Source organism: Pseudomonas sp. MWU318 (genome assembly GCF_016756945.1).
GTDB lineage: Bacteria > Pseudomonadota > Gammaproteobacteria > Pseudomonadales > Pseudomonadaceae > Aquipseudomonas > Aquipseudomonas putida_A.
In genome coordinates this window covers 244,145-268,883 of sequence record NZ_JAESJL010000008.1, presented here as the reverse complement: position 1 = coordinate 268,883, position 24,739 = coordinate 244,145, and the positions used below count along the sequence as shown (strand labels likewise).

Below are 24,739 nucleotides of genomic sequence, written 5' to 3'. Positions count from 1 at the left end.
GCTGACCTTTAGATTAATCCACTCTGCGGCAACCTGCATGATCCCGGTCAGGGCTTTTCGCCCTTGAGGCGGCGCAGGTTGATGTCGGCCAGGCAGGTGTCGAGCTCGCCCAGATGATCGATCACCGAATGCACGCCCAGCCCGAACAACTGCAGGGTTGCCTTACCGCGTCGTTGGTCGCGTTCGTTCTGGCTCAGCGCTTGCCACTCGCTCGGCGACAGGCCGCACAGTGAGCCGCAGGACGCCAGGCCGATGGTCCACAGCCCGGCGTTGAGGCCCGCTTGCAGCAACCGGGGCTCGCCGCTCACCAGCACGCAGCCATCCAGGCAGCTGACGTTCAAACCCATCAGCGCCTGCCAGCAGGCGTTCGGTGCGGGCCATGGATTGATTGTTGCTGAATATTGCGTCGGTTTGATCCACGCCGGCAGAGAGGCCGCCAAGGGTTGCGCGAGGGCAGGGGGCAGCTCGTCGATCCACGCACAGGGAATCTGCTGGCGCTGCAGGCTGAGCAGGCTGTCGAGAGCGCCGGGTGTGGCGTCGGCGTGCTCGGGCAGTACGCTGGCGTGTTGATGGGCACGGGCGCCGAAATCCACCAGACAGCCACTGAGTCCGAACAGCACGGCGGTCAGGCCGGGCGCGGCGACAGGCAAGACTTCAGCGTGGGTCATGGCAACGTCCCTGAAATAGGCATGAGGCTAGGCGACGCCGGTGACAGTTGGATGACAGGTGTGTGAAGGCGCTCCCTGGAAACGTCCTGCATTACTCTTCACGGGTGGACTGCCCAAAACGGCTTTTGCGCTTATACTAGCGCTCTTAACGCCTGGGCCCGGGTGCCCGCGCCAGTAAAAATCCAAGGAGTTTTTCTATGCGCTGGAGCAATCCTCTCGCTCAGCTATGTGTATGTGCCAGCGTCCTGCTGGTTCCGTTCGCCGCCAACGCTGCAACGGAAGAAGACCCTTGGGAAAGCGTCAACCGCCCGATCTTCCAGTTCAACGACTTCGTTGACACCTACGCGCTCAAGCCGCTGGCGCAGGGTTATGAGTTCGTGACGCCGCAGTTCCTCGAAGACGGCATCCACAACATGTTCCGCAACGTCGGTGACGTCACCAACCTGGCGAACAACATTCTGCAGGCCAAGCCGGCAGCAGCCGGTGTCGATACCGCGCGTATCATCTTCAACACCACCTTCGGCCTGCTGGGCTTCTTCGATGTCGGCACCAAAATGGGCCTGAATCGCAGTGATGAAGACTTCGGTCAGACCCTCGGTTACTGGGGCGTCAGCAGCGGCCCTTACGTGATGCTGCCGTTGCTCGGCCCGAGCACCCTGCGTGATGCACCGTCCAAGTACGTCGACAGCTACACCGGTCCGTATCGCTACATCAACGACGTGCCTGTCCGTAACTCGGTGTTCGGCCTGAACATCGTCGACACCCGCGCCAGCCTGCTGTCGAGCGAGAAGCTGATCAGCGGCGACAAATACACCTTCATCCGCAACGCCTACCTGCAGAACCGCGAGTTCAAGGTCAAGGATGGTCACGTCGAAGACGATTTTTAATCTCGACCGATGACAGGAAGGCGGCCCGCGAGGCCGCCTTTTTTGTGTGCGCTTATTTCATCTTCAAAATGCTCAGGCCGAGCTTCTGGCCATCGCCGTCCTGAGCCTTGACCCAGACCACTTCGGTCTCCGCTTCCAGCCCGCTCAGCGCCGCATGCTCGGAATCGATGCGCACGCTCAAACGGTCACCAACCGCGAACTGGCGCGGCGCTTCGACCTGCATGCCACTGCTCGAGAGGTCGATGCACACGCCGGCGATCTGACCGCCTTCATGGATCAACACCACATCGGCGTCGACCCGCATGCGGATGAAATCGCGCTTTTCGCTGTAGTCCCGACCGGTTTGACTCATGGCTTCGACCTTCCATTGGGTTACGGTTTGAGCTGTTTTTATAACTCTCGGTGATTTGACAAGTAAAGTCGTCAAGCGACCATCGGCGCATGCTTGAAACGCCCCGCGGATGGGAGTACCGTCTGCGCCTTAGAAGGGCACCTCTGGTGCAATCGCGTTCCGGCTCAGTGCTCGAAAGCGGTGCAGCAGAGAGGCTAGAAAGCGAATCCAGTAGTCTGAGCCGGGCCGATGCCCCGCCTGCTACGCCAACCTAATTCTGGCGCCGTTTGCCCACATGCCAAAAACCAGTGCCACGCTGCTGATAATCGATGATGACGAAGTAGTGCGCGCGAGCCTCGCGGCCTATTTGGAAGACAGTGGTTTCAGCGTCCTGCAGGCCAGCAACGGCCAACAGGGTCTTCAGGTATTCGAGCAAGACAAGCCCGACTTGGTCATCTGCGATCTGCGCATGCCGCAGATGGGCGGTCTCGAACTTATCCGCCAGGTCACCGAGCGCTCACCGCAAACGCCGATGATCGTCGTTTCGGGTGCCGGCGTGATGAACGACGCGGTCGAGGCGCTGCGCCTGGGTGCGGCGGACTACCTGATCAAGCCTCTCGAAGACCTGGCCGTGCTCGAGCATTCGGTGCGTCGCGCGCTGGATCGTGCGCGCCTGCTGCTGGAGAACCAGCGCTACCGCGAGAAGCTGGAGAAGGCCAACCGCGAGCTCGAAGCCAGCCTGAACCTGCTCCAGGAAGACCAGAACGCCGGTCGTCAGGTGCAGATGAACATGCTGCCGGAAAGCCCGTGGCGCATCGACGAGTTCCAGTTTGCCCACCAGATCATCCCGTCGCTGTACCTGTCGGGTGATTTTGTCGACTACTTCCGTGTCGACGAGCGTCGGGTGGCGTTCTACCTGGCCGACGTATCGGGCCATGGCGCCTCGTCAGCGTTCGTCACGGTGCTGCTGAAGTTCATGACCACGCGCCTGCTGTTCGAGTCCAAGCGCAACGGCACGTTGCCGGAATTCAAGCCTTCGGAAGTCCTGGGTCATATCAACCGGGGACTGATCAGTTGTAAGCTGGGCAAACACGTCACAATGGTCGGTGGAGTCATCGACGAGGAGACCGGTTTGTTGACCTATAGCATCGGCGGCCATCTGCCGTTGCCTGTGTTGTACACGCCTGACAGTGTTCGTTATCTCGAAGGCCGCGGTTTGCCGGTGGGCCTGTTCAATGAGGCCACCTACGAAGATCACGTGCTTGAGCTGCCTCCGACCTTCAGCCTGACGCTGATGTCCGACGGCATTCTGGATCTGTTGCCAGAACCGACGCTCAAGGAAAAAGAAGCTGCCTTGCCTCAACGGGTGAAGGCGGCGGGCGGCAGCCTGGATGGTCTGCGGCAAGTGTTTGAATTGGCCACGCTAGGGGAGATGCCGGATGATATCGCCCTGTTGGTGTTGAGCAGGAACCTTCAATGAGTACCGGTAGAATCCAGTTCGCCGAACAGGACGGCACCTTCGTCCTGAAGTTCGTCGGTGAAGTTCGCCTGACCCTGTGTTCGGCGTTGGATGCGACTATTGAGAAAATCTTCACCGCGTTGAATTTCAACGCGATCGTGATCGATTTGACCGAAACCCGCAGCATCGACAGCACCACCCTCGGCCTGCTGGCCAAACTGTCGATCCTGTCGCGGCAAAAGGTCGGCTTGCTGCCGACCGTCGTCACCACCCACGAAGACATCACCCGTCTGCTGCAATCGATGGGCTTTGAGCAGGTGTTCAACATCGTCAACCACCCGGTGCCGTGCCCCGAGTGCCTGGACGACCTGCCGGATCAGGACCAGTCCGAAGAAGTGGTGCGGATCAAGGTGCTCGAAGCGCACAAGATCCTCATGGGCCTGAACGACTCCAATCGTGAAGCCTTCCATGATCTGGTGAATGCCCTCGAAAGACACTGATTCTTTGGGGTTGAGGTTGTCTGTTCCGGCCTCTTCGCGGGCAAGCCCGCTCCCACAGTGATTGAGTGAACCCGAGATCTTCATTCCACACCTGACCCTGTGGGAGCGGGCTTGCTCGCGAAGGCGCCAGTCCAGACGATGCATCTTTCAGCACCGCATAAAAAAAAGGGCGAATCCGTTTGGGTTCGCCCTTTTTGCGTTTCAGCGACTCAGATCACAGCTTGGCCTGCAGCAGCGCCTCGAGCTTCTCCTGGTCACGGGCGAATTGACGGATGCCCTCAGCCAGTTTCTCGGTGGCCATCGCGTCTTCGTTGGACAGCCAGCGGAATTGCGCTTCGTTGAGGCTCAGGCGCGCTTCGCCGGCGTGGCCCGGGGCGAGTTTGCGCTCCAGTTTGCCAGTGTCTGCCGCGAGCTTGTCGATCAGGTCCGGGCTGATGGTCAGACGATCGCAGCCGGCCAGTTGCTCGATCTGGCTCAGGTTGCGGAAGCTGGCGCCCATGACCACAGTCTTGTAGTCATTGGCCTTGTAGTAGTTGTAGATGCGGGTCACCGACTGCACGCCCGGATCATCGGCACCGGTGTAGTCGTTGCCGTTGGCCTTTTTGTACCAGTCGTAGATGCGGCCCACGAACGGCGAGATCAGGAACACCCCGGCGTCAGCGCAAGCGGCAGCCTGAGCGAAGGAGAACAGCAGGGTCAGGTTGGTCTGGATGCCTTCCTTCTCGAGGATCTCCGCAGCGCGAATGCCTTCCCAGGTCGAAGCGATCTTGATCAGCACGCGGTCACGGCCGATGCCGGCCTTGTCGTACAGCTCGATCAGGCGATGCGCACGCTTGAGCACGGCGTCCTGGTCGAACGACAGGCGCGCATCCACTTCGGTAGAAATGCGGCCCGGAATCACTTTGAGGATTTCCTGGCCCACGGCGACGCCGAAGCGGTCGCTGGCCAGGCCCACGTCGCCCTTGCAGTCGCTGACGCAGGCGTTCAGCAGCTCGGCGTAGGCGGGGATGGCGGCTGCCTTGAGCAGCAGGGAAGGGTTGGTGGTGGCGTCGACCGGCTTGACCCGGGCGATCGCTTCGAAGTCGCCGGTGTCGGCAACTACGGTGGTCATCTGTTTGAGTTGTTCCAGCTTGGAAGTCATGGGTGTGCTCTGTCCTGTGGGTTTGACGACATTACCCGAGCGTTGACAGCCACTCAAGGGCATCAAGGCGCAACGGGTTCCCCGGGGGCAACAACCTGAGAACGGCTGTTTGAACGGTGGGGCGCGGTATCGATGAATACGATGCCAAAATCGGCCGCAGGTTCAAAGCAACTGACGGCCAGCGCCCCTTGAGCACATTGATGGAGGTTATTGCTGGCTCAGCTGGGTTTTGACCGCAGTTTCTGCCGGTTTCGGCTGGCCATCGGACGTCAACAGACCGAAATTCTTCTCGCGGTCATTGCTGCCGGTGTCGCTGTTTTTCCACTCGTAGATCGAGGTCAGGGCAATGTTGCGGGTTTTGATATCGGCGACGAATGCGCTGATTTTGCTGGCCTGACCCTCAATCCCGCCGTTGGAGGCGAGCGCCGAGATGCCCCATTCGCTGATCACCCCCGGCAGATGGAAGTTCTGCTGGATAAACGCCTGGGCGTTGCTGATCTGCGTGCCGCTCATGCCGTAGGGATGGTAGGAAACCGCGTTGAGGCATTTGGGGTATTCACTGACGATTCGGTTGAGTGCCACGGTGGACGCCGAGCCGGCGGTCGGTGGCCGGGCAAAACCAAAACCGATCACCGGGACAGTCTGGGGTTTGTCTTGCAGGGTCTTGCACGCTGCGCTCATGAACGGCACGAACGTCGTGTCGAAATTGCCGGTCGGCCAGTAGGTGCCGAGGTCCGGCTCATTCCACAGCTCGATGGCGACCAGTTGCGAGCCATAGGTCGCTGCCAGGCTGTTCAGCGCATTGGCATACGCGCCCCCCGCGTTCGCCAGATCATTGGCCGGTAACGGCTTGGTCGCGCGCAGGGTCATCAGCACCGGCAGACCGGCTGCGCGGGCCACGGCAAAGGCTTCGCTGATCTGCTTCTGGTAGGCCGCGCTGGGCAGGCTGTCAGTCCATACGCCAAAACGCACGAAACTGAAGCCGGTGGCTTTGACGCGCTCGGCGTCGGCAGCGGAGAAGGTCTGGACTTTGACCTGAACCCCGATGGTTTTATTGGCGGGCAATGCCGGGAACAGTTCATTGGCCTGGCTCTGGCCGGTTGCCGCCAGCAGTAACAGGGTCAGGGCGCTCAGGGGTTTGAGATGGGCTGATTTCATGTCGGTTCTCCGGGTGAGAAGTGACAACGGCGAAAAGGTATCTCGAGATAACTGTTTCGAAACTGACAATGGCACTAAGTGCACCAATGTTATTTTTTGTCAGGAAAACCAGACCTGAAAATCACAGTTATTTTTAGTCCGTTAATTGTGTTTTGGCGGCTTTTGACCCTGTGGTACTTAATACGCTGGTACTAACAGGGCGAATCTATTTCTGAGTGCAGAATGATCTAGTGGGTTCATTAAGATCCGCTCTAGATGTTGGCAGAATGATATTACACAGGAATGTAAACCTTGTTCAAAAAGATCCTCGTCGTGTGCGTTGGCAATATTTGCCGAAGTCCGACAGCAGAACTTCTGCTGCGTAACGCGCTGACCCCCTCAACCATTTCGGTGACTTCCGCAGGTCTCTCTGCGCGGGTCGGCGAAGGCATGGAAACCTCGGCGCGCCAGGTGCTGGAAGACCATGGGCACAGCGCCGAGGGTTTCCGGGCCCGGCAATTGACCGCCGATATCGTCAATGAATCAGACCTGATTCTGGTGATGGAAAAACAACATGTGAATCAGGTGCTGAAGATTGCCTCGCACGCCCGAGGCAAAGTATTTCTTCTCGGCAAGTGGCAGAGCGAACGAGAAATACAGGATCCGTATCGTCAAGGTAAGGCCGCTTTTATTCATGCCCATGCATTGATTGAAGATGCTGTTAGCTCGTGGGCGCAGCGCCTCGGACATTGATGAATATTCTTCAGATCAGTGAATGGTAAGAAAGACTTATGCAGTTACCGTCAGTAATCGCCAACCGTGATAACGATCAAGACAGTATTGATCTTCTCGGCATATTCGGCAGTTTGATCGATCAGAAATGGTTGATCGGTGCATTCACCGGTGCATTCATGGCCGCCGGCGTTGCCTATGCGGTATTGGCGACGCCGGTGTACCTGGCGAACGCGCTGGTGCAGGTCGAACCGAAAAAGAACGACATGCTCGGTTTTTCCGACCTCAGCAGCATGCTCGGCGGGCAATCGCCGTCGGTGACCGAAATCGGCATCATCAAGTCCCGCGCGGTGATCGGCAAAACCGTCGACGACCTGCGCCTGGACATCGACGTCACGCCCAACACCTTCCCGGTGGTCGGCGGTTTTCTCGCCCGGCGTTATCGCGGCGAAACCGAGTTCAGCGTGGCGCCGCCGCGTTTTGGCTTCAACAGCTACGCCTGGGGTGGCGAGCGTCTGGAATTTACCCGGCTCAATCTGCCCAAAGAGTTGTTGGGCAAGAAGCTCACCCTGGTGGCTGGTGAACAACAGCGCTTTCAGTTGCTCGATGACAACGACAACCTGCTGGTCGAGGGCGTCGCCGGCGAAGCCTTCGCCCAGGACGGCGTCGAAGGTTTGATCGAGCGCCTGCAAGCCAACCCGGGCACGCGCTTTGAAGTGGTGCGCAATCCACGGATCGTGACCATTCAGGGTTACCAGGATGCGCTGGATATCTCCGAGCAAGGCAAGGAGTCGGGGATTATTCGCCTGGCATTGGCGAGTGCCGATGCCGCCGAGGCGGTGAAGATCCTCAACAAGATCGCCGCGCTCTACGTGGATCAGAACGTGCGCCGCACCTCGGCGGAAGCGGCGCAGAGCCTGGCGTTCCTGCAAAGTCAGTTGCCGCAGGTCAAGCGTGATCTGGCCAAGGCCAGCGATGCGCTCAACGCGTATCAGACCCACGGCAAGACCGTGAATATTTCCCTGGAAACGCAATCGGTGCTTGGTCAGTCCGTGGCGCTGGAAACGCGGATTTCCGAGCTGAAAATGCAGCAGGCGGAAATGGATCGCAAGTTCACCAAACAGCATCCGGCGTATCGCGCGCTGATGTCGCAGATCGGTGAGTTGACTCAGCAGCAGAAGTCGCTGGAAGGCAAGGTCGGTGATCTGCCGGCCACGCAGCAGGAATTGCTCAACCTGACCCGCGATGTGGAAGTGGCTTCGCAGATCTACACGCAGTTGCTGAACAAATCCCAGGAGCTGGACATCGTTCGCGCCGGTGCGGTGGGCAACGTACGATTGATCGACCCGGCAGATGTTGACCTGAGCAGCCCGGTCAAACCGAAAAAAGCCCTGATCGTGCTGATCGCAACGTTCCTCGGCGCCTTTCTCGGCGTGGCCCTGGTGCTGTTGCGCAAATCGTTGAGCAAAGGTCTGGAAGGGCCGGAAGCCATCGAACAGCTCGGGCTGCCGGTGTACGCGTCGATTCCCTACAGCGCCTTGCAGCGTGACGAGGACACGAAAAAAGGCCGAGCCAAAATCACCGCCGAGACGCCGGCCTATCTGCTGGCGCTGCGCAACCCGACCGACTTGTCCATCGAGTCGATCCGCAGCCTGCGTACTTGCCTGCATTTCGCCGCGCTGGATTCGACCAACAACCGCATCATGATCTCCGGCCCCAGCCCGCAGGTCGGCAAGACCTTCGTCTCGTCCAACCTCGCGGCGGTCATGGCGCAAAGCGGTCAGCGCGTGCTGTTGATCGACGCCGACATGCGCAAGGGCCACCTGCACAAGACGCTGAATGTGCCGATCGCCAATGGCCTCTCGGATCTGCTGGTCAAGCGCTGCAGCATCGAGCAGGCGATCAACACGGTGGAAATCGACAACCTGCACTTCATCAGCCGTGGTCAGGTTCCGCCGAATCCCTCCGAGCTGCTGATGCATGCCAACTTCCGCGATCTGCTCGCCGAACTGAGTCAGCGCTACGACGTGGTGATCATCGATACGCCGCCACTGCTCGCAGTGACGGACGCGGCGATTGTCGGGCGTGAAGCCGGGATCAGCCTGATCGTCACGCGGTTTGCGGTAAACCCGGCCAAGGAAATTGAAGCGACCATTCGCCGCTTCGCGCAGAACGGCATCGAGCTCAAGGGCGCGGTGTTCAACGGCGTCGAGAAGCGCGCTGCCAGCTACTACGGCAATGGCAGCTATGGCTATTACAACTACGAATACGCGTCGGACAAATCCTGAAATCAGGGACGTTCCAACTGGCATGAAAGTGGGTGGGTTGTGAAGAAAATACTGCACGTGGCTGAAACGATAAAAGGTGGGGTCGCCACCGTTATCCGCACCATCTCGGCGTCGCCCGAAGGCCAGGATTCGAATTACGAGCTGGTCTATCTGGTGCCGCTCGACCAGAAACAAGAGCTGCACGGCATCGATGCACAGCAGATTCGCACGTTCGAGCGCAGCGGGCGTGATGTGCGTTCGCTGCTGCGATTTGCCTGGCAACTGACCCGCGTGATGCTCAAGGAAAAACCCGATGTGGTGCATTTGCACAGCACCTTTTCCGGGGTAATCGGCCGCGTGGTCTGTGTGCTTCTGCGACCGTGGCGCAAGCCGAAAATCGTCTACTGCCCGCACGCCTTTTCGTTCCTGATGGAAAGCTCGCCGACCAAGCAGAAGATCTACGCATGGATCGAGCGGGTCCTGCAGAGAGTCACCGACGTGATTATCTGCGTTAGCCGCTACGAGATGGACAAGGCCGCGCGGTTCGGCATTCAGCGCTCGCGCATGAAGCTGATCTACAACGGCATCCACCAACGTGACGAAGCACCGAAGGCCGAGAGCCCCGCGCCGATTCATCTGCTGTTCGTCGGTCGTCTCGACTACCAGAAAGGTTTCGACGTGTTGCTCAAGGCCTTCGCCAAGGTGCAGCGCAGCGATCTGAAACTCACAGTGGTCGGCAGTGCGGTCAACGAGGACACGGTCGAGTGCCCCGAGATGGACGCGGTCGAGTACCTGCCGTGGGTCACGCCGGCTGAAGTGCAGGCGCTGTATCAACAGGCCGACGCGCTGATCGTTCCGAGCCGCTGGGAGGGCTTCGCCATGGTGCCGCTGGAAGGCATGGCCATGGGTTTGCCGGTGATCGCCAGTAACTGCACGTCGCTGCCCGAACTGGTCACCCATGAAGTGTCCGGCTACATCTTCCCCACCGGTGATCATCAGGCGCTGGCCGACGTGCTGGCGCGAATCCAGAAGCCGCGGTTGCTCGACCTCGGCAGCGAAGGCCGGAACATCGTGCGTGAACGCTTCAGCGCCGCGCTGATGATCCGCCAGACCTACGACGTGTATTGCGCTCCCACTTATTAAGTAGAACTCAAGCTTATGAACGTAACGATTTTGCATGGCTACAGTGCCTCCAACTCCGGTGACGGCCTGCTCGTCGATCTGGCAATCGCGTTGGTGCAGCGCAACTTTGGCGAAGACACCGCGATCAATGTCGTGGCGTCCGATCCGCAGTCTTTCGCCTACCTGCCGCACCCGCGTTTCGAAGCGCCGGTGATGGCGGCCAAGGGTCTTGGGCGGGTCAAGCAGGCGGTGTTTCTCAATCAGTCGTATGCCGGGCTGGCGGATCTGTTGCGCAAGACCGATCTGATCGTCGGCGTCGGTGGCGGCTACATGCGCTCGAAAAGCGCCTTCGAGCACATCAAGCTGAAACTCGGCCACGCCAAGCAACTGGAAACGGCGATCCTCAGCAAGGTGCCGTCGGTGTACCTGCCGCAAAGCATCGGCCCGTTCCATGGCGAGAGCCGCAAGATCGTCGATCACTACGCCAGCGCTGACGCGGTGTTCGTGCGCGATAACCGCTCCTCGGCAATGTTCGATGCCTGCGAAAACGTCTATCGTGCGCCGGATCTGGCAGTGCAGTCACTGGCCAGCAAGATCCTTCAGCAACCGAAGTTCACCCGCTGTGCCGCGTCGCCGGCCACCGTGTGCGTGGTGCTGCGCAAGCCGCCGGAGTGGAGCAAGGAAAAGAAGATTGCCTACGTCGCCAACCTGAAGTTGCTGCTGCAGCGCCTGAAGAACAAAAGCAAAGTGGTCTGCGCCGTGCAGAGCGCCGTTCGCGGCAACGATGACGGTGCGTTCTATCGCGAACTGGGCATCACCGAGGACCTGCTGTCGTTGAAGGCGACGATTGCCAAATATCAGCCGGACCTGGTGATCTCGGTGCGCCTGCACGGCGCCATCGAATCGCTGTTGTCCGGCGTCCCGGCGTACCACATCAGCTACGAGCGCAAAGGCTTTGGCGCCTATCAGGACATGGGCGTGGAAGATTGGGTGATCAATGGCGGCGACATCAATGTCGACCAGATCATCGACACCGTTTATGCGCCGAACGCGCTGTCGAACTTCGGCAAGCGCCTGACCGACACTTGCCGTGAAATCGAAGCCAAGACGGTGATGATGGACGAGATCATCAAAGGCGTCGTTCGATGATATTTCGCTTGCTGCTGCGCGGCGGAGCCTTGGGCGCGAAGTTTCTGCTGGTGTTGGCCATCACCCATTACCTGGGCTACGAAGCGCTGGGGTTTTATGGCGTGGTGGTCGCCGCGTCGCTGATCGCTTCGAAGTTCTACAGCGTTGGTTTCAGTTCCGAGATCAATCGGTTGATCAGCGTTGGCGGCAGCTCGCGGCGGGTGGTCGACAAAGTCCTGCTGCTGTATCTGGCAGTGGGGCTGCTGCTGTCGCTGCTGACGGTGGGGATTTACTCGCTGTTCCAGCAGGTCGAGGCGAGCACCGCGTTGATTCTTTGCGTGACGCTGGTGCTGCTCACCGAACACCTGTCGTTCGAGATCAACTCGTTCGTGTTTTCTGCGCAGAAGGCCACGGCAGGCGCGCTGCTGTTCTTCATCAAGACCGGTCTCTGGGCGCTGCTGGCGGTGGGCGGGATGATGCTCGACTGGGTCTCCGGCATCGCCAGTGTGCTGTGGTTGTGGGTGGCCGCCAACGTGCTGGTGATCGTCGCCGGTTACCTGATCGTGGTGAACGTGCACAAGGGCCGGGTCAGCGAAGCACTGACAACCGCGACCGTATGGAAGGCCGGGTTGCCGTTTTATTTCGGCACGGGGTTGATCGCCTTGAGTCAGTCCGTCGAGCGCTTTCTGATTGCCGATCTCGAGCCCTACGCCAGCTTGGGTAAATATGTGTACGCGTGGTCTGCGGCGAACACTTTGCAGGCGCTGTCCTACGCGGTGGTGGCGGTTGTGGGGATTCCGGTTCTGGCCAAGCGGTTTCAGGCGGATCAGCAGGCGTTCACGGTCAGGCATTTGTTCGTCAACAAGTGGGTGATGCGCTCGCTGCTGGTGTCGGCGGCGGTGGCGGTGCTGATCTATCTGTTCTTCAACGTGGTGCTCGACTACGTCGCCACCAGTGTGCCGCGTCCGGACAACGCGATCCTCGGCGTGCTGATCTTTTCCTTTGCCTTGCGGGCCATCGGCGACATCGTCTGGGGCGGTCTGATCGCTTCGAAAAACAGTCGAGTGTCATTCGCCAGCGCGGCGATCTGCCTGCTGGTGTCGGTGCCGGTCAGTTACCTGCTGATCAAGCACTATTCGATTTATGGCGCGGCGTGGGGCAATGTCTTCGCGATCATCGTGCAGCTCGGGGTGATTGCCGTGTTGACTCGGGCGACCCGTGCCAAAGGGGCACTGGCATGGGGTTGAAGTTGCCGTGCATCGAGTTTCGCGGCCGCAAACTCGATTCTTCGCTGTCGTTCCTGATTCTGTTCACCGGGCTGTTTCTGTCGGTGGCGATGCCGCTGCTGATCCCGCGCGATCCGGGGCCGGATGCGATGACGTTGTGGTCGTCCTACGCCCGCGCCGACAACTGCAATTTCTGGAACCCGTTCTCGCCAGATCGCTCCTCCTACGAATGTTCGGCGTTCCTGCTGCGGCCCACCGGGATCAATCTCACCAACGCCTGGGCCTACGGGATGTTCTGCAATTTCTTCCTCACGGCGATTCCGGTAGTGGTGTTCCGGCGCATGCCGCTGGCGATCTTCGGCACCCTGTGCCTGTGGGGAATTGTGCGTTCGTTCTTTCTGGAAAACCTGACCAAGGAAATCATCGTTTCGGTGGCGGTGCTGAGCATCTTGTTCAGCTCGCTGACGCGCAAATACCGCGGCGGATTTTTTCTGTCGGCGGTGATCTACGGCGTGCTGATCCGGCCTTACTGGATTCTGTTTTCGTTGTCGTGGGTCGGCGTCTGCGTGATGAAAAAGTACGTGTCGCGCTTCACCTTTTTCCTGATGCTGTTCCTGTTTTATCTGGCGGTGGCCATGGCGATTCAGCTGGCGTTGGGGTTTCCGGTGTCGTCGATTCGCGCCAGCAACAACGAGTTGCGCACGGCCGGGGAGGAGGGTTCGAAATCGTTGATCGTCTCGTGGCTCAGCGGCAGTGACTTCGTCTCGCAGGCGCTGGACTCGATGATCATCTTCTTCCGGCTGTCGTTCCCGGTAGAGCTGATTCTGTTGTCCGGGCCGGGCCAGGTGATCTTTGTGGCGCTGATGATCATGACCGCGCTGCTGCTGTTCAAAGTCATCACCTCCACCGATTACAAAGGCGCGCCGATCGAGACCAAACCCAAGGAGCTGATCGCGATTCCGCTGGCGTTCCTGCTGGTGCAAGGCTTGTTCGAGCCGGATTTCGGTTCCTTCGCCCGGCACTTTTCCATGGTGGTGCCGGTGTTGTTTGTCGGCTTGGGTCTGATGTTGCGCGCCAACAAACCGGTGCGGGTTGAATCACGAGTTCTGAATTGAGGCAGGTGCTGTATGTCGAGCAAGAAAAAATCGCTGGAGATCGAAACACTGCGTGGTCTGGCGTGCCTGCTGCTGGTGCTCTATCACGTCATTGGCCCGTTGGGCGGAGGCCTGAAGATCGATCTCGGCTCGCCGTTTCGGGTGATCGCCGACTCGATGGTGTACGTGCGCATGCCGCTGTTCACCTTCATTTCCGGCTACATCTATTCGATCTACAAAATTCGCGGCAATGACTTTTCCGCGTTCTTCAGCGGCAAGGTACGACGGCTGATCGTGCCGCTGTTTTGCGTCGGTGTGCCGTTCTCGGTGTTGCAGGCGGTGGGGCCGGGGGTGAACAAGGATGTCGGCGTGATCGATGCCTTGTTGTCGTTCTGGGTACCGGTCAATCACTTCTGGTTCCTGCAGGCGGTGTTCATCATTTTCATGTTCGTCGGGCTGCTGGAATGGCGCGGGATGCTGCGCTCGATGACGCGCTCGTATCTGCTGTTCGCCTTCGCTGCGGCGGTGTTTCTGTTGCCGCCGTTCAAGCTCGATGCGTTCGGCATCAATGGCGCGATTTACCTGCTGCCGTTCTTTGTGGCGGGGATGATCGGCCAGGAAAATGTCGAGGCGTTGAAGCAGCGGTTCAAGGTGGTCGGGCCGCTGGTGTTTGTGTTGATTTCGTTGACGCTGCTGTACGTGGCGGCGATTGATCGTGAGTTGATTGTCGACCGCCGCAGCCTGATCGGTCTGACCGTGGGGTGTGTGTCCTGCATTGCTTTGCTGTCGAGTGACATGCGCTCGAAGTGGCTGACCTGGCTGGGCGGCTACTCTTACGCGATCTTCCTGTTTCATGTGCTGTTCGCGGCGACTTCGCGGTTTGTCATGGGACGGCTGGGGGTGAAAGACGAAAGCATTCTGGTGCTCAGTGGACTGCTGTTCGGTCTGTTAGGGCCGGTGGTGCTGTCGATGATTTTCAGCCGCTTCAATGTCACTTCGATGCTGTTTCTCGGGGAGCGTGCGGCGAAGAAAAAACCGGTGGCGAGCGTTACTCCGGTGGTGCAGACCCAACGGATTTAACGTCGTGCACCATTCCCTGTAGGAGCTGCGGCACGCTGCGATCTTTTGAGGTTGAAGATCAAAAGATCGCAGCCTCGTTGCACTCGACAGCTCCTACAAGGGGGCGCTGTATGGCATCGATCTCCCTGTAGGAGCTGCGGCACGCTGCGATCTTTTGATGTTGAAGATCAAAAGATCGCAGCCTCGTTGCACTCGACAGCTCCTACATTGGATCGCTGTACGGCATCGATCTCCCTGTAGGAGCTGCGGCACGCTGCGATCTTTTGAGGTTGAAGATCAAAAGATCGCAGCCTCGTTGCACTCGACAGCTCCTACAAGGGGGCACTGTATGGCATCGATCTCCCTGTAGGAGCTGCGGCACGCTGCGATCTTTTGAGGTTGAAGATCAAAAGATCGCAGCCTCGTTGCACTCGACAGCTCCTACAAGGGGGCGCTGTATGGCATCGATCTCCCTGTAGGAGCTGCGGCACGCTGCGATCTTTTGAGGTTGAAGATCAAAAGATCGCAGCCTCGTTGCACTCGACAGCTCCTACATTGGATCGCTGTACGGCATCGATCCAATGTGGGAGCGAGCCTGCTCGCGAAGGGGCCATTCCAGACTGAAGGAAATAATGCATGTTGGCAGTAAATGACGCTCAGCCCGTCGCAGCGTCGATGGTTGAGGTAGGCGATGCCCGCGAGCGTTTTGCCCAGTGGCGCGAAGGCAAGGCCGGGAAGGTCTTGTCGGTCTCGGTGATCGGCGACAGCTACAGCGCCGGGCAAGATTTCTACCTGAACAAACTGGTGCAGCGCGTGGCCGACGAAGTCGGTTTTGCCGGCCCCGGTTACGTCGGTTTCAACCACGGCGCCGCGCTGGGCGGCACGCATTTCAAATACACCCGCAGCAGCGAAAAGTACTTCGGCGGTGGCTGGCAAGTGTCTGGCCTCGGTCAGGCCAGCCCCGACAGCCGCACGGTCACGGGCAAGCCCGGCGCCTGGCTGCAAATCGATGCCAGCCCGACACCCGCCATCGACACCCAAGTCACCCAGGCGAAATTGCTCTATCTGGGCAACGGCGAAGCCAGTGAGCTGCGCTACCGCTGGACACCCTCGGAAGACTGGCAGCCATTGACGCTCAAGGGTTCGGGCGTTCAGGAAGTACCGCTTGCAGGTCTTTCGGCAGCCGCAGACTGGTCATTCAAACTGGAAGTGGTGAAGGGCGCACCGACCTTGTTTGGCTTGTGGATGAGCAACGAACAGAACGGCGTGCGGGTGTCGAAACTGGCGGCCTCGGGCGCGGCATCGGCGGATTTCTATCACCAGGACTCGCAATGGCAGGTGCAGTGGAAAGCCGCCGTGTCGAAGATCCCCGCCGACGTTTACCTGATCATGCTCGGCGGCAACGATCAGGGCTTCGGGGTCAAACCCGAACAGTACCTGCACAACGTTCAGGGCCTGGTGGCGATGATCCGCGAGATCCAACCGGCGGCGAGCATCAACCTGATCATGCGTCAGGACACCACGCGCTCAAGTGCCTATCCGATGTCGGCGTATGCACAGGTCTTGCAGCCGTGGGCGCATGAGCAGCAGTTGGGTTTTGCCAATCTGCAATGCGCGTTCGGCCCGGACGTCAAACGCTATGCGGCGGCGATGATCGGCCCGGACAAGATTCATCCGCAGCCGGCCACGGGCGGAAAGGTGATTGCCGATTACTTCTATCGCTGGATTGTCAGTGGCATCAATGCGGACAGTTGCGACACCACCAAACCCCTGTAGGAGCTGCCGAAGGCTGCGATCTTTTGATCTTGTTTTTCTAGATCAGGATCAAAAGATCGCAGCGTGCCGCAGCTCCTACAGGGGGAGTGTTTTTATTTGAAGTTATCTATCTGGCTCAGGAGCTCAGCCGTTTTCTGCGGCATCAGTTGCGTGGCACACCGCGTCTCGACATTGATGATGATCGCCGGCTCGTTGCAGCACAGGCGTACGCGGAAGCGCCAGTCGCTGAAGATCACCTTCAGGCCATCACGATCGTCCATTTCCAGCGCCTGCTCGGCATACCGTTGTTTCAGATGGGCGAGCAGGGGATAGGGATCCGCCAGCGTGCGGCGAATGTCGCCGGACGAGGGAAACATGCCGATGCGTTCCACCAGCAGAATACTGCCCAGCCACGACTCGTTGGCGCTGGGCAACGGCTGATGGTGTGACAGCCAGCTCACCGTGCCGAGGTTGCCCACCTCCCGTTCAATCTCTGCTGCATGCTGTGCCATGTTCATGGGTTGCCTCCTGAAAAGAGAAGTGGGCGGGAACCGTCTCAGCGGCCCTTGAGGTAGACGTTGTCGTAGCAGAAGTTGGTCGCCTGCAAATAACCCTCGGCGTCGCCGCAGTCGAAGCGCAGACCCTTGAACTTGTAGGCCAGCACGCAACCGTTCTGCGCCTGTTTCATCAGCGCGTCGGTGATCTGGATCTCGCCGCCCTTGCCCGGTTGGGTGTCGGCGATCAGGTCGAAAATATCCGGGGTGAGGATGTAGCGGCCGATGATCGCCAGGTTCGACGGCGCGTCCTGCGGTGCCGGTTTTTCCACCATGTTATTGACCCGGTAGATGCCGTCGGACATCAGCTCGCCGGCGATCACCCCGTATTTGTGGGTCTGGTCGGCCGGGACTTCCTGGATGGCGACGATCGAGCAGCGGAATTTCTTGTACAGCTGGATCATCTGCGACAGCACGCCGTCACCTTCCAGGTTCAGGCACAGGTCATCGGCCAGCACCACGGCGAAAGGTTCATCGCCGATCAACGGGCGGCCGCTGAGAATCGCGTGACCGAGGCCCTTCATTTCCACCTGACGGGTGTAGGAGAAGGTGCAGGTGTCGATCAGCTCGCGGGTGCCAGCGAGGAATTTCTCTTTCTCGGTGCCGCGGATCTGGTGTTCGAGTTCGTAGCTGATATCGAAGTGGTCTTCCAGCGCACGCTTGCCCCGACCGGTGACAATGGCCATGTGTTGCAGGCCGGCGTCCCGTGCTTCTTCAACGGCGTATTCGATCAACGGCTTGTTGACGATCGGCAGCATCTCTTTCGGCATGGCTTTGGTCGCCGGCAAGAAACGCGTGCCGTAACCGGCAGCGGGGAACAAACATTTACGAATCATAAAAATATCCTGGACAGTCATGGAACACAGGCAACGGATGCGCGCACTTATCAAAGCACACAAGTTTCAATGATTATTGAACGAGTACTTTAATACCTGAGTCAGGTTGTTAATGGCAATTAGCGCAGGGGGTAAAACATGACAATGTTATGAGATGTCGGTTAAGGCGTTATTAGTTATTTTTAGTCGGTATCTGTTGATAGTGATGAGTGTACTTGGGGTGCTAATAAGTACCGGGCAATACAGTTTGACCTGCAAAAATATTTATTGCCAGTGGTTGAACTAATTTTGTTTAAGGCTGTTGTCGTCCTTATTTGTGTGGTGCGCCACAGATTCAATGAAAGGGACTTGACAGGCTACTTGTCACTTATCCAATGACGGACCGCGCTATGAAGATTCTGGTAACGGGTGGCGCCGGCTATATCGGCTCGCACACCACACTTGCGCTGCTTGAAGCAGGTTATGAAGTTGTTGTACTGGATAATCTTTGCAACAGCAGCGATGCGGCATTGCACGCGATAGAAGGTATCTGCGGCAAAAGCGCGTTGATGATTCGCGGCGATGTCTGCGACCGGGCGTTGCTCGACCGGATTTTCCGCGAGCATGCGATCGACGCGGTGCTGCATTTTGCCGGGCTCAAAGCCGTCGGCGAGAGCGTGCGCAAGCCGCTGGATTATTACGAGAACAACGTCGGCGGCAGTATCACGCTGTGTCAAGCGATGGCCGCAGCCGGGGTGTTCCGATTGGTGTTCAGCTCGTCGGCCACGGTGTACGGCGAACCTGAGCAGATGCCGATCCGCGAGGATTTCCCCACCGGCATTCCGACCAATCCTTATGGTCAATCCAAGCTGATCGTCGAGAACGTGCTGCGCGACCTGAGTCAGGCCGAGCCGCGCTGGAGCATCGCCTTGCTGCGTTACTTCAACCCGATCGGCGCGCATCACAGCGGGCATATGGGCGAAGACCCCAGCGGCATTCCGAATAACCTGCTGCCATACATCAGCCAGGTCGCGGTCGGCAGCCTGCAGGAACTGTCGATTTTCGGCGACGATTACCCGACGATCGATGGCACCGGGGTTCGCGATTACATCCACGTCGTCGACCTCGCCGATGGCCATCTCAAAGCCTTGCAATCGATTGCCGACCGTCCGGGCATTCATACCTGGAACCTTGGCACCGGCGACGGCTACAGCGTGATGCAAGTGCTGCATGCCTTCGAACAAGCCAGTGGACGTCCGGTGCCGTACCGGGTGATGCCACGGCGCAGCGGGGACATTGCCGAGAGCTGGGCCGACGCCTCGAAAGCGCAAAAAGAACTCGGCTGGAAAGCCACGCGCAGTCTGCAGGACATGGTCACCGACACTTGGCGCTGGCAATCGAATCATCCGCGCGGTTATCTCGAATGATGTCGTTCTAATACTGAATGTTAGTTTCGGTCAGCTGTTAGATATCGTCGGGAAAATACGCTGGAAATGCCTTTTGCAAGTCCGTAGATATAAACCTGCCGTTCGACTTTTATCAGTTGGGTAAGACTGTGAAAGAACGACGGATCTTGTTCGCGCTTTTCGCGGACTTGAACGCTACCACCGCTAACAAAGACCGGTTTTTAACAGGTCGAATGTTAGAAAGGAGTTGATATGAAAAAAGTGATGGCGATTGCCCTGTTGACGATGTTGAGCAACTGGGCGTCCGCTGCTGAAGCGCCGCTAACTGCGGTGACCAATGTATCTGGCAGTGTTGCGGCTTCTACAGCGCCTGCTGCCAGTACTGCAATGGTTGCCAGTGCATTCGCGGCGTCCAACAGCGGCGGAAGTGCCAACGGCGGTACCACTGGCACCACCGGTACTACCGGCACCACTGGCACGCACAACTAACAGGAACATTTGTTAGTGCAGTACAGGGTCGCCCGACGCAAGTCGGGTGACTTTATTTTTAGATTCGCCCTTGAATAGCGTAGTGCCATTATGACTCGTAGTTTTTCTCTTTTGCTGTTGGCAAGTATCGCTTTGCAAGGTTGCATGTTTTCCCCCGGCCAGTACCTGAGCACCGGCGACATCACGCGCCAGGGCGCCAGCGAAAGCAGTCGGGTCGAGTTGATCCCGATCACGCCCAAGTTGATCTCGATGACCCGTGCCACGCAGAAGCGTGAGACGGTACCGTCGGAACTGTTGGCAACGCCTGCGGAATACCGCATCGGCAGCAACGATGTGCTGTACATCACGGTCTGGGATCATCCGGAGCTGACCGCGCCATCGGGGGCACAACAGCAGATCGACGCCAACGGTCGACTGGTGCGCTCCGATGGCACGCTGTACTACCCGTTCATCAAGGAAGTGCAGGCGGCCGGCAAGACTATTCAACAACTGCGCTCGGACATCGAAACCCGCCTGTCGGCGTTCATCGCCGAGCCGCAGGTGGATGTCGCGGTGCTGCGTTTCGCCAGTCAGAAAGTGGTGGTTTCCGGCGCCGTGGCCAAGGCCGGCCCGCAGCCGATTTCCACCAACCCGTTGAGCGTGGTCGAGGCCCTCGGCACTGCCGGCATCGACACCAATAACGCCGATCTGTCGGGCCTGCTGCTGACCCGCAATGGCCGGGTGTATCCGCTCAATCTCGACTCGCTCAACCAGCAGGACTCCGAGTTGCAGCACGTCTTCCTCAAGGGCGGCGATCAGCTGTATCTGCCGTACAACGACAACAAGCGCATCTACGTCATGGGCGAAGTCAATCAGCCCCGTGCGCTGAGCTTCAAGACCGCGACGATGAACCTCTCCGACGTGCTCGGTTCGGTCGGCGGCTTGAGCCAGACCACCTCCAACGGCAACGCGGTGTACGTGATTCGCGGGGTGGAAAACCTCGATGTCGAGCCGGCGAAGATCTATCAACTGGAAGCCCAGTCGCCGACCGCCATGGCACTCGCTTCGCACTTTGAAGTGCGCCCCCAGGATGTGGTTTACGTCGGCCCGGCCAACGTCACGCGCTGGAACCGCTTCATCAGCCAACTGGTGCCGTCGGCATCGATTGTCGGGACCGGGGCTTCCGCTGCGAAGAACTGGAGCGAATTCAGTAACAACAGCAAATAAGGCCGACCGTGAAAACCTTGAAAGTTGGCGTCTGCCTGATGGCGGCCTTGATGTTGTGTGGCTGTAACCCGCTGATGACCGCCTCGGTGCGCAACCTCAAGTCGGCGGTGATCGGCCCGGACGAGTTGGACGTGAGTGCGGCCCAGGTCGCCGAGGTCAAGTATCCGCAAGTCAAACTGACCACGCCGTCCGGCTCCGGGGTGCTGGCGCTGGTGCGCGAGCGTGAAGACCTGCAGTTCTGGGTCGCCTCCGGTAAACAGGTGTTGCTGCTGCGTGATGGCCTCGCCGTGCGCACCATCGGCCTCGGCGTCGAGGGCGACCTGGACGGCACGCGGCTGGCCGACAACGCACCGTTCAAACGCGGCCTGCATCAAGTCGTCGATGGTTTTACCAGTCAGCGCTGGATCGACCTGTACAAGGGCCAGGAAGTCGGCTTGATCGTCAACAGCCGGTTCTCCCGTCGATCCACACAAACCCTGCAAATTCTCGACAAGGAATACACCGTGCTGCGTGTCGACGAACGTATCGACGTCCCGGCCATCGGCCTGCGCGCGACCAACCATTACTGGGTCGATCCGCTGGACGGATTCATCCTGCAGAGCGAGCAGCAACTGACCGCGCAAATGCGCGTGCGCATCGTGCAACTGACCCCTGATCGCAGGCATCTGCCGTGAAGCGCCTACGGATGTTATCGGCAGGTTTGCTGTTGCTCAGTGGCGTCGGTCAGGCAGCGGTCACCGTCAGCGGCGATGTCGCCAACCCAGGGCCGGTGGAATTGCCACCGGGCGGGCGCTTGCTCGACGTGATCAGCGTGGCGGTGCCGAATGCCGAAGGTTACTGGCTGGCCGGCGTGTTGCTGCGCCAGTCGTTGCTGGAACAGCAGGCGCGGCTCAAGGCCGGGGTGTTGTTTGATCTCGATGTGTTGCAGCGCATGGCCTCGTTGTTTGACCGACCCAGTCGCGCGGCGCTGGCGCTGCGCCTGGCCGAGCAGGTGCGGCAAATGCCGGTCACCGGGCGTCAGGTGGCGGACCTCGATCCGGTCGCGGTGGAGGTCGGTTTCGCGCGCAACATTCGTCTCGACGATGGCGATCAGCTGATCTACCCGAAACGGGTCGACGAGGTGCAAGTGCTGGGCGCGGTTGCCGAGAACTGCCACCTGCCTTATCAGCCCTTGCTGGAGGCGCGTGAGTACCTGGAAAGCTGCACGCCGCTGGACGATGCCGAGGCCGATTACCTGTGGCTGATCCAGCCCAATGGTGCGGTGCGGCGCGTGGGTATCGCGCACTGGAATCGCGAGAGCGGGCAGTTCCCCGTGGCCGGCAGCCAGATTCTGGTGCCGGTGAAGAATGATGATCTGGATCCGCCTGTTCCTGAACTGAATCAGCAGTTGGCCGAATTGATTGCCACGCAGCTGGCTGAGGTGGTTCGTTGAAGTTACGTTTTGCAGCTGTGTTGTTATTGCCGTGCGGTCTGGTGCATGCCGAGCCGCGTATTACCCAAAATGATTTCGGCGGCACCGGTCTGTTGCAGACCCCGACCGCGCGCATGGCCCCGGCCGGCGAACTGAGCGTCAACGCCAACCGCACCGAGCCTTACAGCCGCTACAGCGTGTCGCTGCAGCCGCTGGACTGGCTCGAAGGCTCGTTCCGCTACACCGCCATCACCAACCGCCCGTACGGGCCGGAGTCGATGAGCGGCAGCCAGAGCTATAAGGACAAGGCGGTCGATGCCAAAGTCCGGCTGTGGCAGGAAACCCACTGGGCCCCCGATGTCGCTTTGGGCTTCCGAGACATTGGCGGTACCGGCTTGTTCGCCAGCGAATATTTCGTCGCCAACAAGCGCTTTGATAATTTCGATTTCAGCGCCGGCATTGCCTGGGGTTATCTCGGTAATCGCGGCGACCTCGACAACCCGCTGGGCTATCTCGATGATCGCTTCAAGACCCGTCCGGCCCTGGAAGGCACCGGCGACGTCAACGCCGGTTCGTACTTCCGTGGCAAGCCTTCGTTCTTCGGTGGTGTGAGCTATCAGACGCCGTGGGATCGACTCAGCCTGAAACTCGAATACGAAGGCAACGATTACAAGCACGAGCCGAAGGACAACGTGATCAAGCAAGACTCGCCGATCAACTTCGGCGCGGTGTTCAAGGTGGCCGATTCGGTGGACGTCAGCGCGGCGTGGGAGCGGGGCAACACGGCGATGTTCGGCATCACGTTCCATACCAATTTTGTCAGCCGCAAGGCGCCGGCCAAGACCTACGACCCGACGCCGGAACCGCTGCCGGCGAAGATGCCGACCACGCCGATGGAACAGGTCAACTGGGCCGACGTGTCGCAACGCCTGCAGCAGAATGCCGGGTACAAGGTCGAGCGCATCAGTCAGCGTGATTCCGAGTTGATCGTCTACGGCGAGCAGCAGCGCTACTTCCATTCGTCGAAGGCTGTTGGTCGCGCGAGCCGGATTCTCGATAACAGTGTGAACGACGACATCAACTGGTTCACCGTGGTCAACAAGCGTTACGACCTGCCGCTGGAAGAGACCAGCGTGCCGCGCCAGACCTTCCGAGAAGTGATCAACAACGAGGAGCCGCTGGAGTCGTTGCACCGCACCACCGAGATCAACCCGGCGATGCCGCACAACGAGAAAACCCTCTACAGCGAAGCACCGCAGCACTTCAATTATGGCGTCGGCCTGGGCTTCAAGCAGAACGTCGGTGGCCCGGATGGTTTGCTCTATCAATTCAGCGCCGATGCGGACGCCGAGTACCGCTTCAACCGCAACACCTGGTGGAACGGCCTGCTCAGTGCCAACCTGGTGAACAACTTCGGCAAGTTCACCTACGATGCACCGAGCGGCCTGCCACGGGTGCGTACCGACTTGCGTCAGTACCTGACCACCTCGGAAGTGACCATGCCATTGTTCCAGGTCAGCCATGCCGAGCAGTTGGACAAAGACCTGTATGGCATGATCTACGGCGGCTATCTGGAGTCGATGTTTGCCGGCGTCGGCGGTGAGGTGCTGTTCCGGCCGACCGGTGAGCGCTGGTCGGTGGGGGCGGATCTGAACTATGTGCGTCAGCGCGAGTTCGACCAGGGTTTCGGCCTGCGCGACTACTCGGTCTGGACGGGGCACATCACCGGTTACACCGACTTGCCGTACGACACGCTGGCAGCAGTCAGCGTCGGTCGTTATCTGGCCGGCGACTGGGGCGGTACGCTGGACATCTCCCGCGAGTTTTTCAACGGTGTGCGCTTCGGCGCCTGGGCCACGATCACCACGGCTGGCAGCGCCGAGTACGGGGAGGGTAGTTTCGACAAGGGCATCTACCTGTCGATCCCGTTCGACGAAATGATGAGCATGTCGACCATGCGCCGCGCCAACCTGGTCTGGGCCCCCCTGACCCGTGACGGCGGCGCCAGGCTTAATCGCAGCTTCCAGCTGCACTCGATGACCGATAGCCGCGAGGGTGACATGTTCTACCGCAACTTCTCGAAGATTACCGAGTAAACCCCGAGCCACCCCACATCCCTCTCCCTGTAGGAGTGAGCCTGCAGTGAGGCCACACATCCCGACCCAAGCCCCATCCCGGTTGGAGCGGGCTTGCTCGCGAAGGCATCGGCACATTCAACATCTGTGCTGCCTGACCCACCGCTTTCGCGGGCAAGCCACGCTCCCACAGTGGTTCGAGGGTGAAGCAAATATCTTGATCCACACCCCAATCCCTGTGGGAGCGAGCCTGCTCGCGAAGGCGCCAGTCCATTCA

23 protein-coding genes are annotated in these 24,739 nt (G+C 59.4%); 17 read left to right on the top strand and 6 right to left on the bottom strand.

Going from position 1 to position 24,739, the window contains the following annotated elements; translation table 11 throughout:
* Positions 1-47: 47 nt before the first annotated feature.
* The gene (locus JN524_RS20035) at positions 48-668 is read right to left on the bottom strand and encodes a phosphatase (protein WP_103368826.1); all 621 of its coding nucleotides are present in this window, start codon (positions 666-668) and stop codon (positions 48-50) included.
* A gap of 197 nt (positions 669-865) precedes the next feature.
* On the opposite strand from JN524_RS20035, the gene JN524_RS20030 reads away from it, so the two are divergent.
* Complete coding sequence (locus JN524_RS20030) at positions 866-1,555, top strand: MlaA family lipoprotein (protein ID WP_098964788.1); 690 nt, start codon at positions 866-868, stop codon at positions 1,553-1,555.
* A 52-nt stretch (positions 1,556-1,607) separates the two neighbouring features.
* Here JN524_RS20030 and JN524_RS20025 read toward each other — a convergent pair whose 3' ends face one another.
* A complete protein-coding gene (locus tag JN524_RS20025; protein ID WP_139055629.1) occupies positions 1,608-1,907 on the bottom strand; it encodes a PilZ domain-containing protein in 300 nt (99 codons plus the stop codon).
* A 274-nt stretch (positions 1,908-2,181) separates the two neighbouring features.
* Here JN524_RS20025 and rssB point away from each other — a divergent pair, with 274 nt between their 5' ends.
* Together rssB and rssC are read left to right on the top strand one after the other, a co-directional pair.
* Complete coding sequence (gene rssB / locus JN524_RS20020; RefSeq protein WP_007968217.1) at positions 2,182-3,366, top strand: two-component system response regulator RssB; 1,185 nt, start codon at positions 2,182-2,184, stop codon at positions 3,364-3,366.
* Positions 3,363-3,845, top strand: coding sequence for an anti-sigma factor antagonist RssC (rssC, locus tag JN524_RS20015; RefSeq protein WP_003226553.1), 483 nt, complete (start codon positions 3,363-3,365; stop codon positions 3,843-3,845). The genes rssB and rssC overlap by 4 nt, the downstream gene beginning before the upstream one ends.
* 214 nt (positions 3,846-4,059) lie before the next feature.
* On the opposite strand, the gene tal is transcribed toward rssC, so the two are convergent.
* Together tal and JN524_RS20005 are read right to left on the bottom strand one after the other, a co-directional pair.
* Entirely contained in the window at positions 4,060-4,986 is a 927-nt protein-coding gene (gene tal, locus JN524_RS20010) for a transaldolase (protein ID WP_027611470.1), read from the bottom strand.
* 207 nt (positions 4,987-5,193) lie between these two features.
* The gene (locus JN524_RS20005) at positions 5,194-6,144 is read right to left on the bottom strand and encodes a glycosyl hydrolase family 5 (protein ID WP_202370454.1); all 951 of its coding nucleotides are present in this window, start codon (positions 6,142-6,144) and stop codon (positions 5,194-5,196) included.
* Positions 6,145-6,435: 291 nt separating this feature from the next.
* Here JN524_RS20005 and JN524_RS20000 point away from each other — a divergent pair, with 291 nt between their 5' ends.
* From JN524_RS20000 to JN524_RS19965, 8 genes are all read left to right on the top strand, one after another.
* Positions 6,436-6,876, top strand: coding sequence for a low molecular weight protein-tyrosine-phosphatase (locus JN524_RS20000; RefSeq protein ID WP_202370453.1), 441 nt, complete (start codon positions 6,436-6,438; stop codon positions 6,874-6,876).
* Positions 6,877-6,914: 38 nt separating this feature from the next.
* Positions 6,915-9,143, top strand: a complete 2,229-nt coding sequence (locus JN524_RS19995) for a polysaccharide biosynthesis tyrosine autokinase (protein ID WP_202370452.1) — start codon at positions 6,915-6,917, stop codon at positions 9,141-9,143.
* A gap of 39 nt (positions 9,144-9,182) precedes the next feature.
* Positions 9,183-10,265, top strand: coding sequence for a glycosyltransferase (locus JN524_RS19990; RefSeq protein ID WP_202370451.1), 1,083 nt, complete (start codon positions 9,183-9,185; stop codon positions 10,263-10,265).
* Between the two features lie 15 nt (positions 10,266-10,280).
* Positions 10,281-11,393: a polysaccharide pyruvyl transferase family protein gene (locus JN524_RS19985; RefSeq protein ID WP_202370450.1), complete on the top strand. Its 1,113-nt coding sequence runs from the start codon at positions 10,281-10,283 to the stop codon at positions 11,391-11,393.
* The gene (locus tag JN524_RS19980; RefSeq protein ID WP_202370449.1) at positions 11,390-12,619 is read left to right on the top strand and encodes a polysaccharide biosynthesis C-terminal domain-containing protein; all 1,230 of its coding nucleotides are present in this window, start codon (positions 11,390-11,392) and stop codon (positions 12,617-12,619) included. Before JN524_RS19985 ends, JN524_RS19980 begins: the two co-directional genes overlap by 4 nt.
* Positions 12,610-13,713 carry a hypothetical protein gene (locus JN524_RS19975; RefSeq protein WP_134786938.1) on the top strand — a complete coding sequence of 368 codons (1,104 nt, stop codon included), beginning with the start codon at positions 12,610-12,612 and terminating at the stop codon, positions 13,711-13,713. Before JN524_RS19980 ends, JN524_RS19975 begins: the two co-directional genes overlap by 10 nt.
* Positions 13,714-13,725: 12 nt before the next feature.
* Entirely contained in the window at positions 13,726-14,772 is a 1,047-nt protein-coding gene (locus tag JN524_RS19970) for an acyltransferase family protein (RefSeq protein ID WP_202370448.1), read from the top strand.
* 615 nt (positions 14,773-15,387) lie between these two features.
* Entirely contained in the window at positions 15,388-16,527 is a 1,140-nt protein-coding gene (locus JN524_RS19965; RefSeq protein ID WP_202370447.1) for an SGNH/GDSL hydrolase family protein, read from the top strand.
* A 92-nt stretch (positions 16,528-16,619) separates the two neighbouring features.
* Here JN524_RS19965 and JN524_RS19960 read toward each other — a convergent pair whose 3' ends face one another.
* Entirely contained in the window at positions 16,620-17,024 is a 405-nt protein-coding gene (locus JN524_RS19960; RefSeq protein ID WP_183781183.1) for a mannose-1-phosphate guanylyltransferase, read from the bottom strand.
* Between the two features lie 38 nt (positions 17,025-17,062).
* The gene (gene galU / locus JN524_RS19955) at positions 17,063-17,896 is read right to left on the bottom strand and encodes a UTP--glucose-1-phosphate uridylyltransferase GalU (RefSeq protein WP_103484261.1); all 834 of its coding nucleotides are present in this window, start codon (positions 17,894-17,896) and stop codon (positions 17,063-17,065) included.
* A gap of 389 nt (positions 17,897-18,285) precedes the next feature.
* Here galU and galE point away from each other — a divergent pair, with 389 nt between their 5' ends.
* The 6 genes from galE (at position 18,286) to JN524_RS19925 (ending at position 24,483) form a co-directional block, all read left to right on the top strand.
* A complete protein-coding gene (gene galE, locus JN524_RS19950; protein ID WP_103368819.1) occupies positions 18,286-19,302 on the top strand; it encodes a UDP-glucose 4-epimerase GalE in 1,017 nt (338 codons plus the stop codon).
* Between the two features lie 231 nt (positions 19,303-19,533).
* Entirely contained in the window at positions 19,534-19,770 is a 237-nt protein-coding gene (locus JN524_RS19945) for a hypothetical protein (protein ID WP_202370446.1), read from the top strand.
* Positions 19,771-19,914: 144 nt separating this feature from the next.
* Positions 19,915-20,976 carry a polysaccharide biosynthesis/export family protein gene (locus JN524_RS19940; protein WP_096797780.1) on the top strand — a complete coding sequence of 354 codons (1,062 nt, stop codon included), beginning with the start codon at positions 19,915-19,917 and terminating at the stop codon, positions 20,974-20,976.
* A gap of 8 nt (positions 20,977-20,984) precedes the next feature.
* Positions 20,985-21,650 carry a YjbF family lipoprotein gene (locus JN524_RS19935; RefSeq protein WP_096797781.1) on the top strand — a complete coding sequence of 222 codons (666 nt, stop codon included), beginning with the start codon at positions 20,985-20,987 and terminating at the stop codon, positions 21,648-21,650.
* On the top strand, positions 21,647-22,408 hold the full coding sequence (locus JN524_RS19930) for a capsule biosynthesis GfcC family protein (RefSeq protein WP_337248666.1): 762 nt from the start codon (positions 21,647-21,649) through the stop codon (positions 22,406-22,408). Before JN524_RS19935 ends, JN524_RS19930 begins: the two co-directional genes overlap by 4 nt.
* On the top strand, positions 22,405-24,483 hold the full coding sequence (locus tag JN524_RS19925) for a YjbH domain-containing protein (RefSeq protein WP_202370445.1): 2,079 nt from the start codon (positions 22,405-22,407) through the stop codon (positions 24,481-24,483). The genes JN524_RS19930 and JN524_RS19925 overlap by 4 nt, the downstream gene beginning before the upstream one ends.
* Positions 24,484-24,739: the final 256 nt, after the last annotated feature.

Excerpts from the sequence above, each read along its gene's own strand:
- JN524_RS20035 (WP_103368826.1), bottom strand. The coding sequence starts at position 668 with ATGACCCACGCTGAAGTCTTGCCTGTCGCCGCGCCCGGCCTGACCGCC.
- JN524_RS20030 (WP_098964788.1), top strand. The coding sequence starts at position 866 with ATGCGCTGGAGCAATCCTCTCGCTCAGCTATGTGTATGTGCCAGCGTC.
- JN524_RS20025 (WP_139055629.1), bottom strand. The coding sequence starts at position 1,907 with ATGAGTCAAACCGGTCGGGACTACAGCGAAAAGCGCGATTTCATCCGC.
- rssB (WP_007968217.1), top strand. The coding sequence starts at position 2,182 with ATGCCAAAAACCAGTGCCACGCTGCTGATAATCGATGATGACGAAGTA.
- rssC (WP_003226553.1), top strand. The coding sequence starts at position 3,363 with ATGAGTACCGGTAGAATCCAGTTCGCCGAACAGGACGGCACCTTCGTC.
- tal (WP_027611470.1), bottom strand. The coding sequence starts at position 4,986 with ATGACTTCCAAGCTGGAACAACTCAAACAGATGACCACCGTAGTTGCC.
- JN524_RS20005 (WP_202370454.1), bottom strand. The coding sequence starts at position 6,144 with ATGAAATCAGCCCATCTCAAACCCCTGAGCGCCCTGACCCTGTTACTG.
- JN524_RS19995 (WP_202370452.1), top strand. The coding sequence starts at position 6,915 with ATGCAGTTACCGTCAGTAATCGCCAACCGTGATAACGATCAAGACAGT.
- JN524_RS19985 (WP_202370450.1), top strand. The coding sequence starts at position 10,281 with ATGAACGTAACGATTTTGCATGGCTACAGTGCCTCCAACTCCGGTGAC.
- JN524_RS19980 (WP_202370449.1), top strand. The coding sequence starts at position 11,390 with ATGATATTTCGCTTGCTGCTGCGCGGCGGAGCCTTGGGCGCGAAGTTT.
- JN524_RS19975 (WP_134786938.1), top strand. The coding sequence starts at position 12,610 with ATGGGGTTGAAGTTGCCGTGCATCGAGTTTCGCGGCCGCAAACTCGAT.
- JN524_RS19970 (WP_202370448.1), top strand. The coding sequence starts at position 13,726 with ATGTCGAGCAAGAAAAAATCGCTGGAGATCGAAACACTGCGTGGTCTG.
- JN524_RS19965 (WP_202370447.1), top strand. The coding sequence starts at position 15,388 with ATGTTGGCAGTAAATGACGCTCAGCCCGTCGCAGCGTCGATGGTTGAG.
- JN524_RS19960 (WP_183781183.1), bottom strand. The coding sequence starts at position 17,024 with ATGAACATGGCACAGCATGCAGCAGAGATTGAACGGGAGGTGGGCAAC.
- galU (WP_103484261.1), bottom strand. The coding sequence starts at position 17,896 with ATGATTCGTAAATGTTTGTTCCCCGCTGCCGGTTACGGCACGCGTTTC.
- galE (WP_103368819.1), top strand. The coding sequence starts at position 18,286 with ATGAAGATTCTGGTAACGGGTGGCGCCGGCTATATCGGCTCGCACACC.
- JN524_RS19945 (WP_202370446.1), top strand. The coding sequence starts at position 19,534 with ATGAAAAAAGTGATGGCGATTGCCCTGTTGACGATGTTGAGCAACTGG.
- JN524_RS19940 (WP_096797780.1), top strand. The coding sequence starts at position 19,915 with ATGTTTTCCCCCGGCCAGTACCTGAGCACCGGCGACATCACGCGCCAG.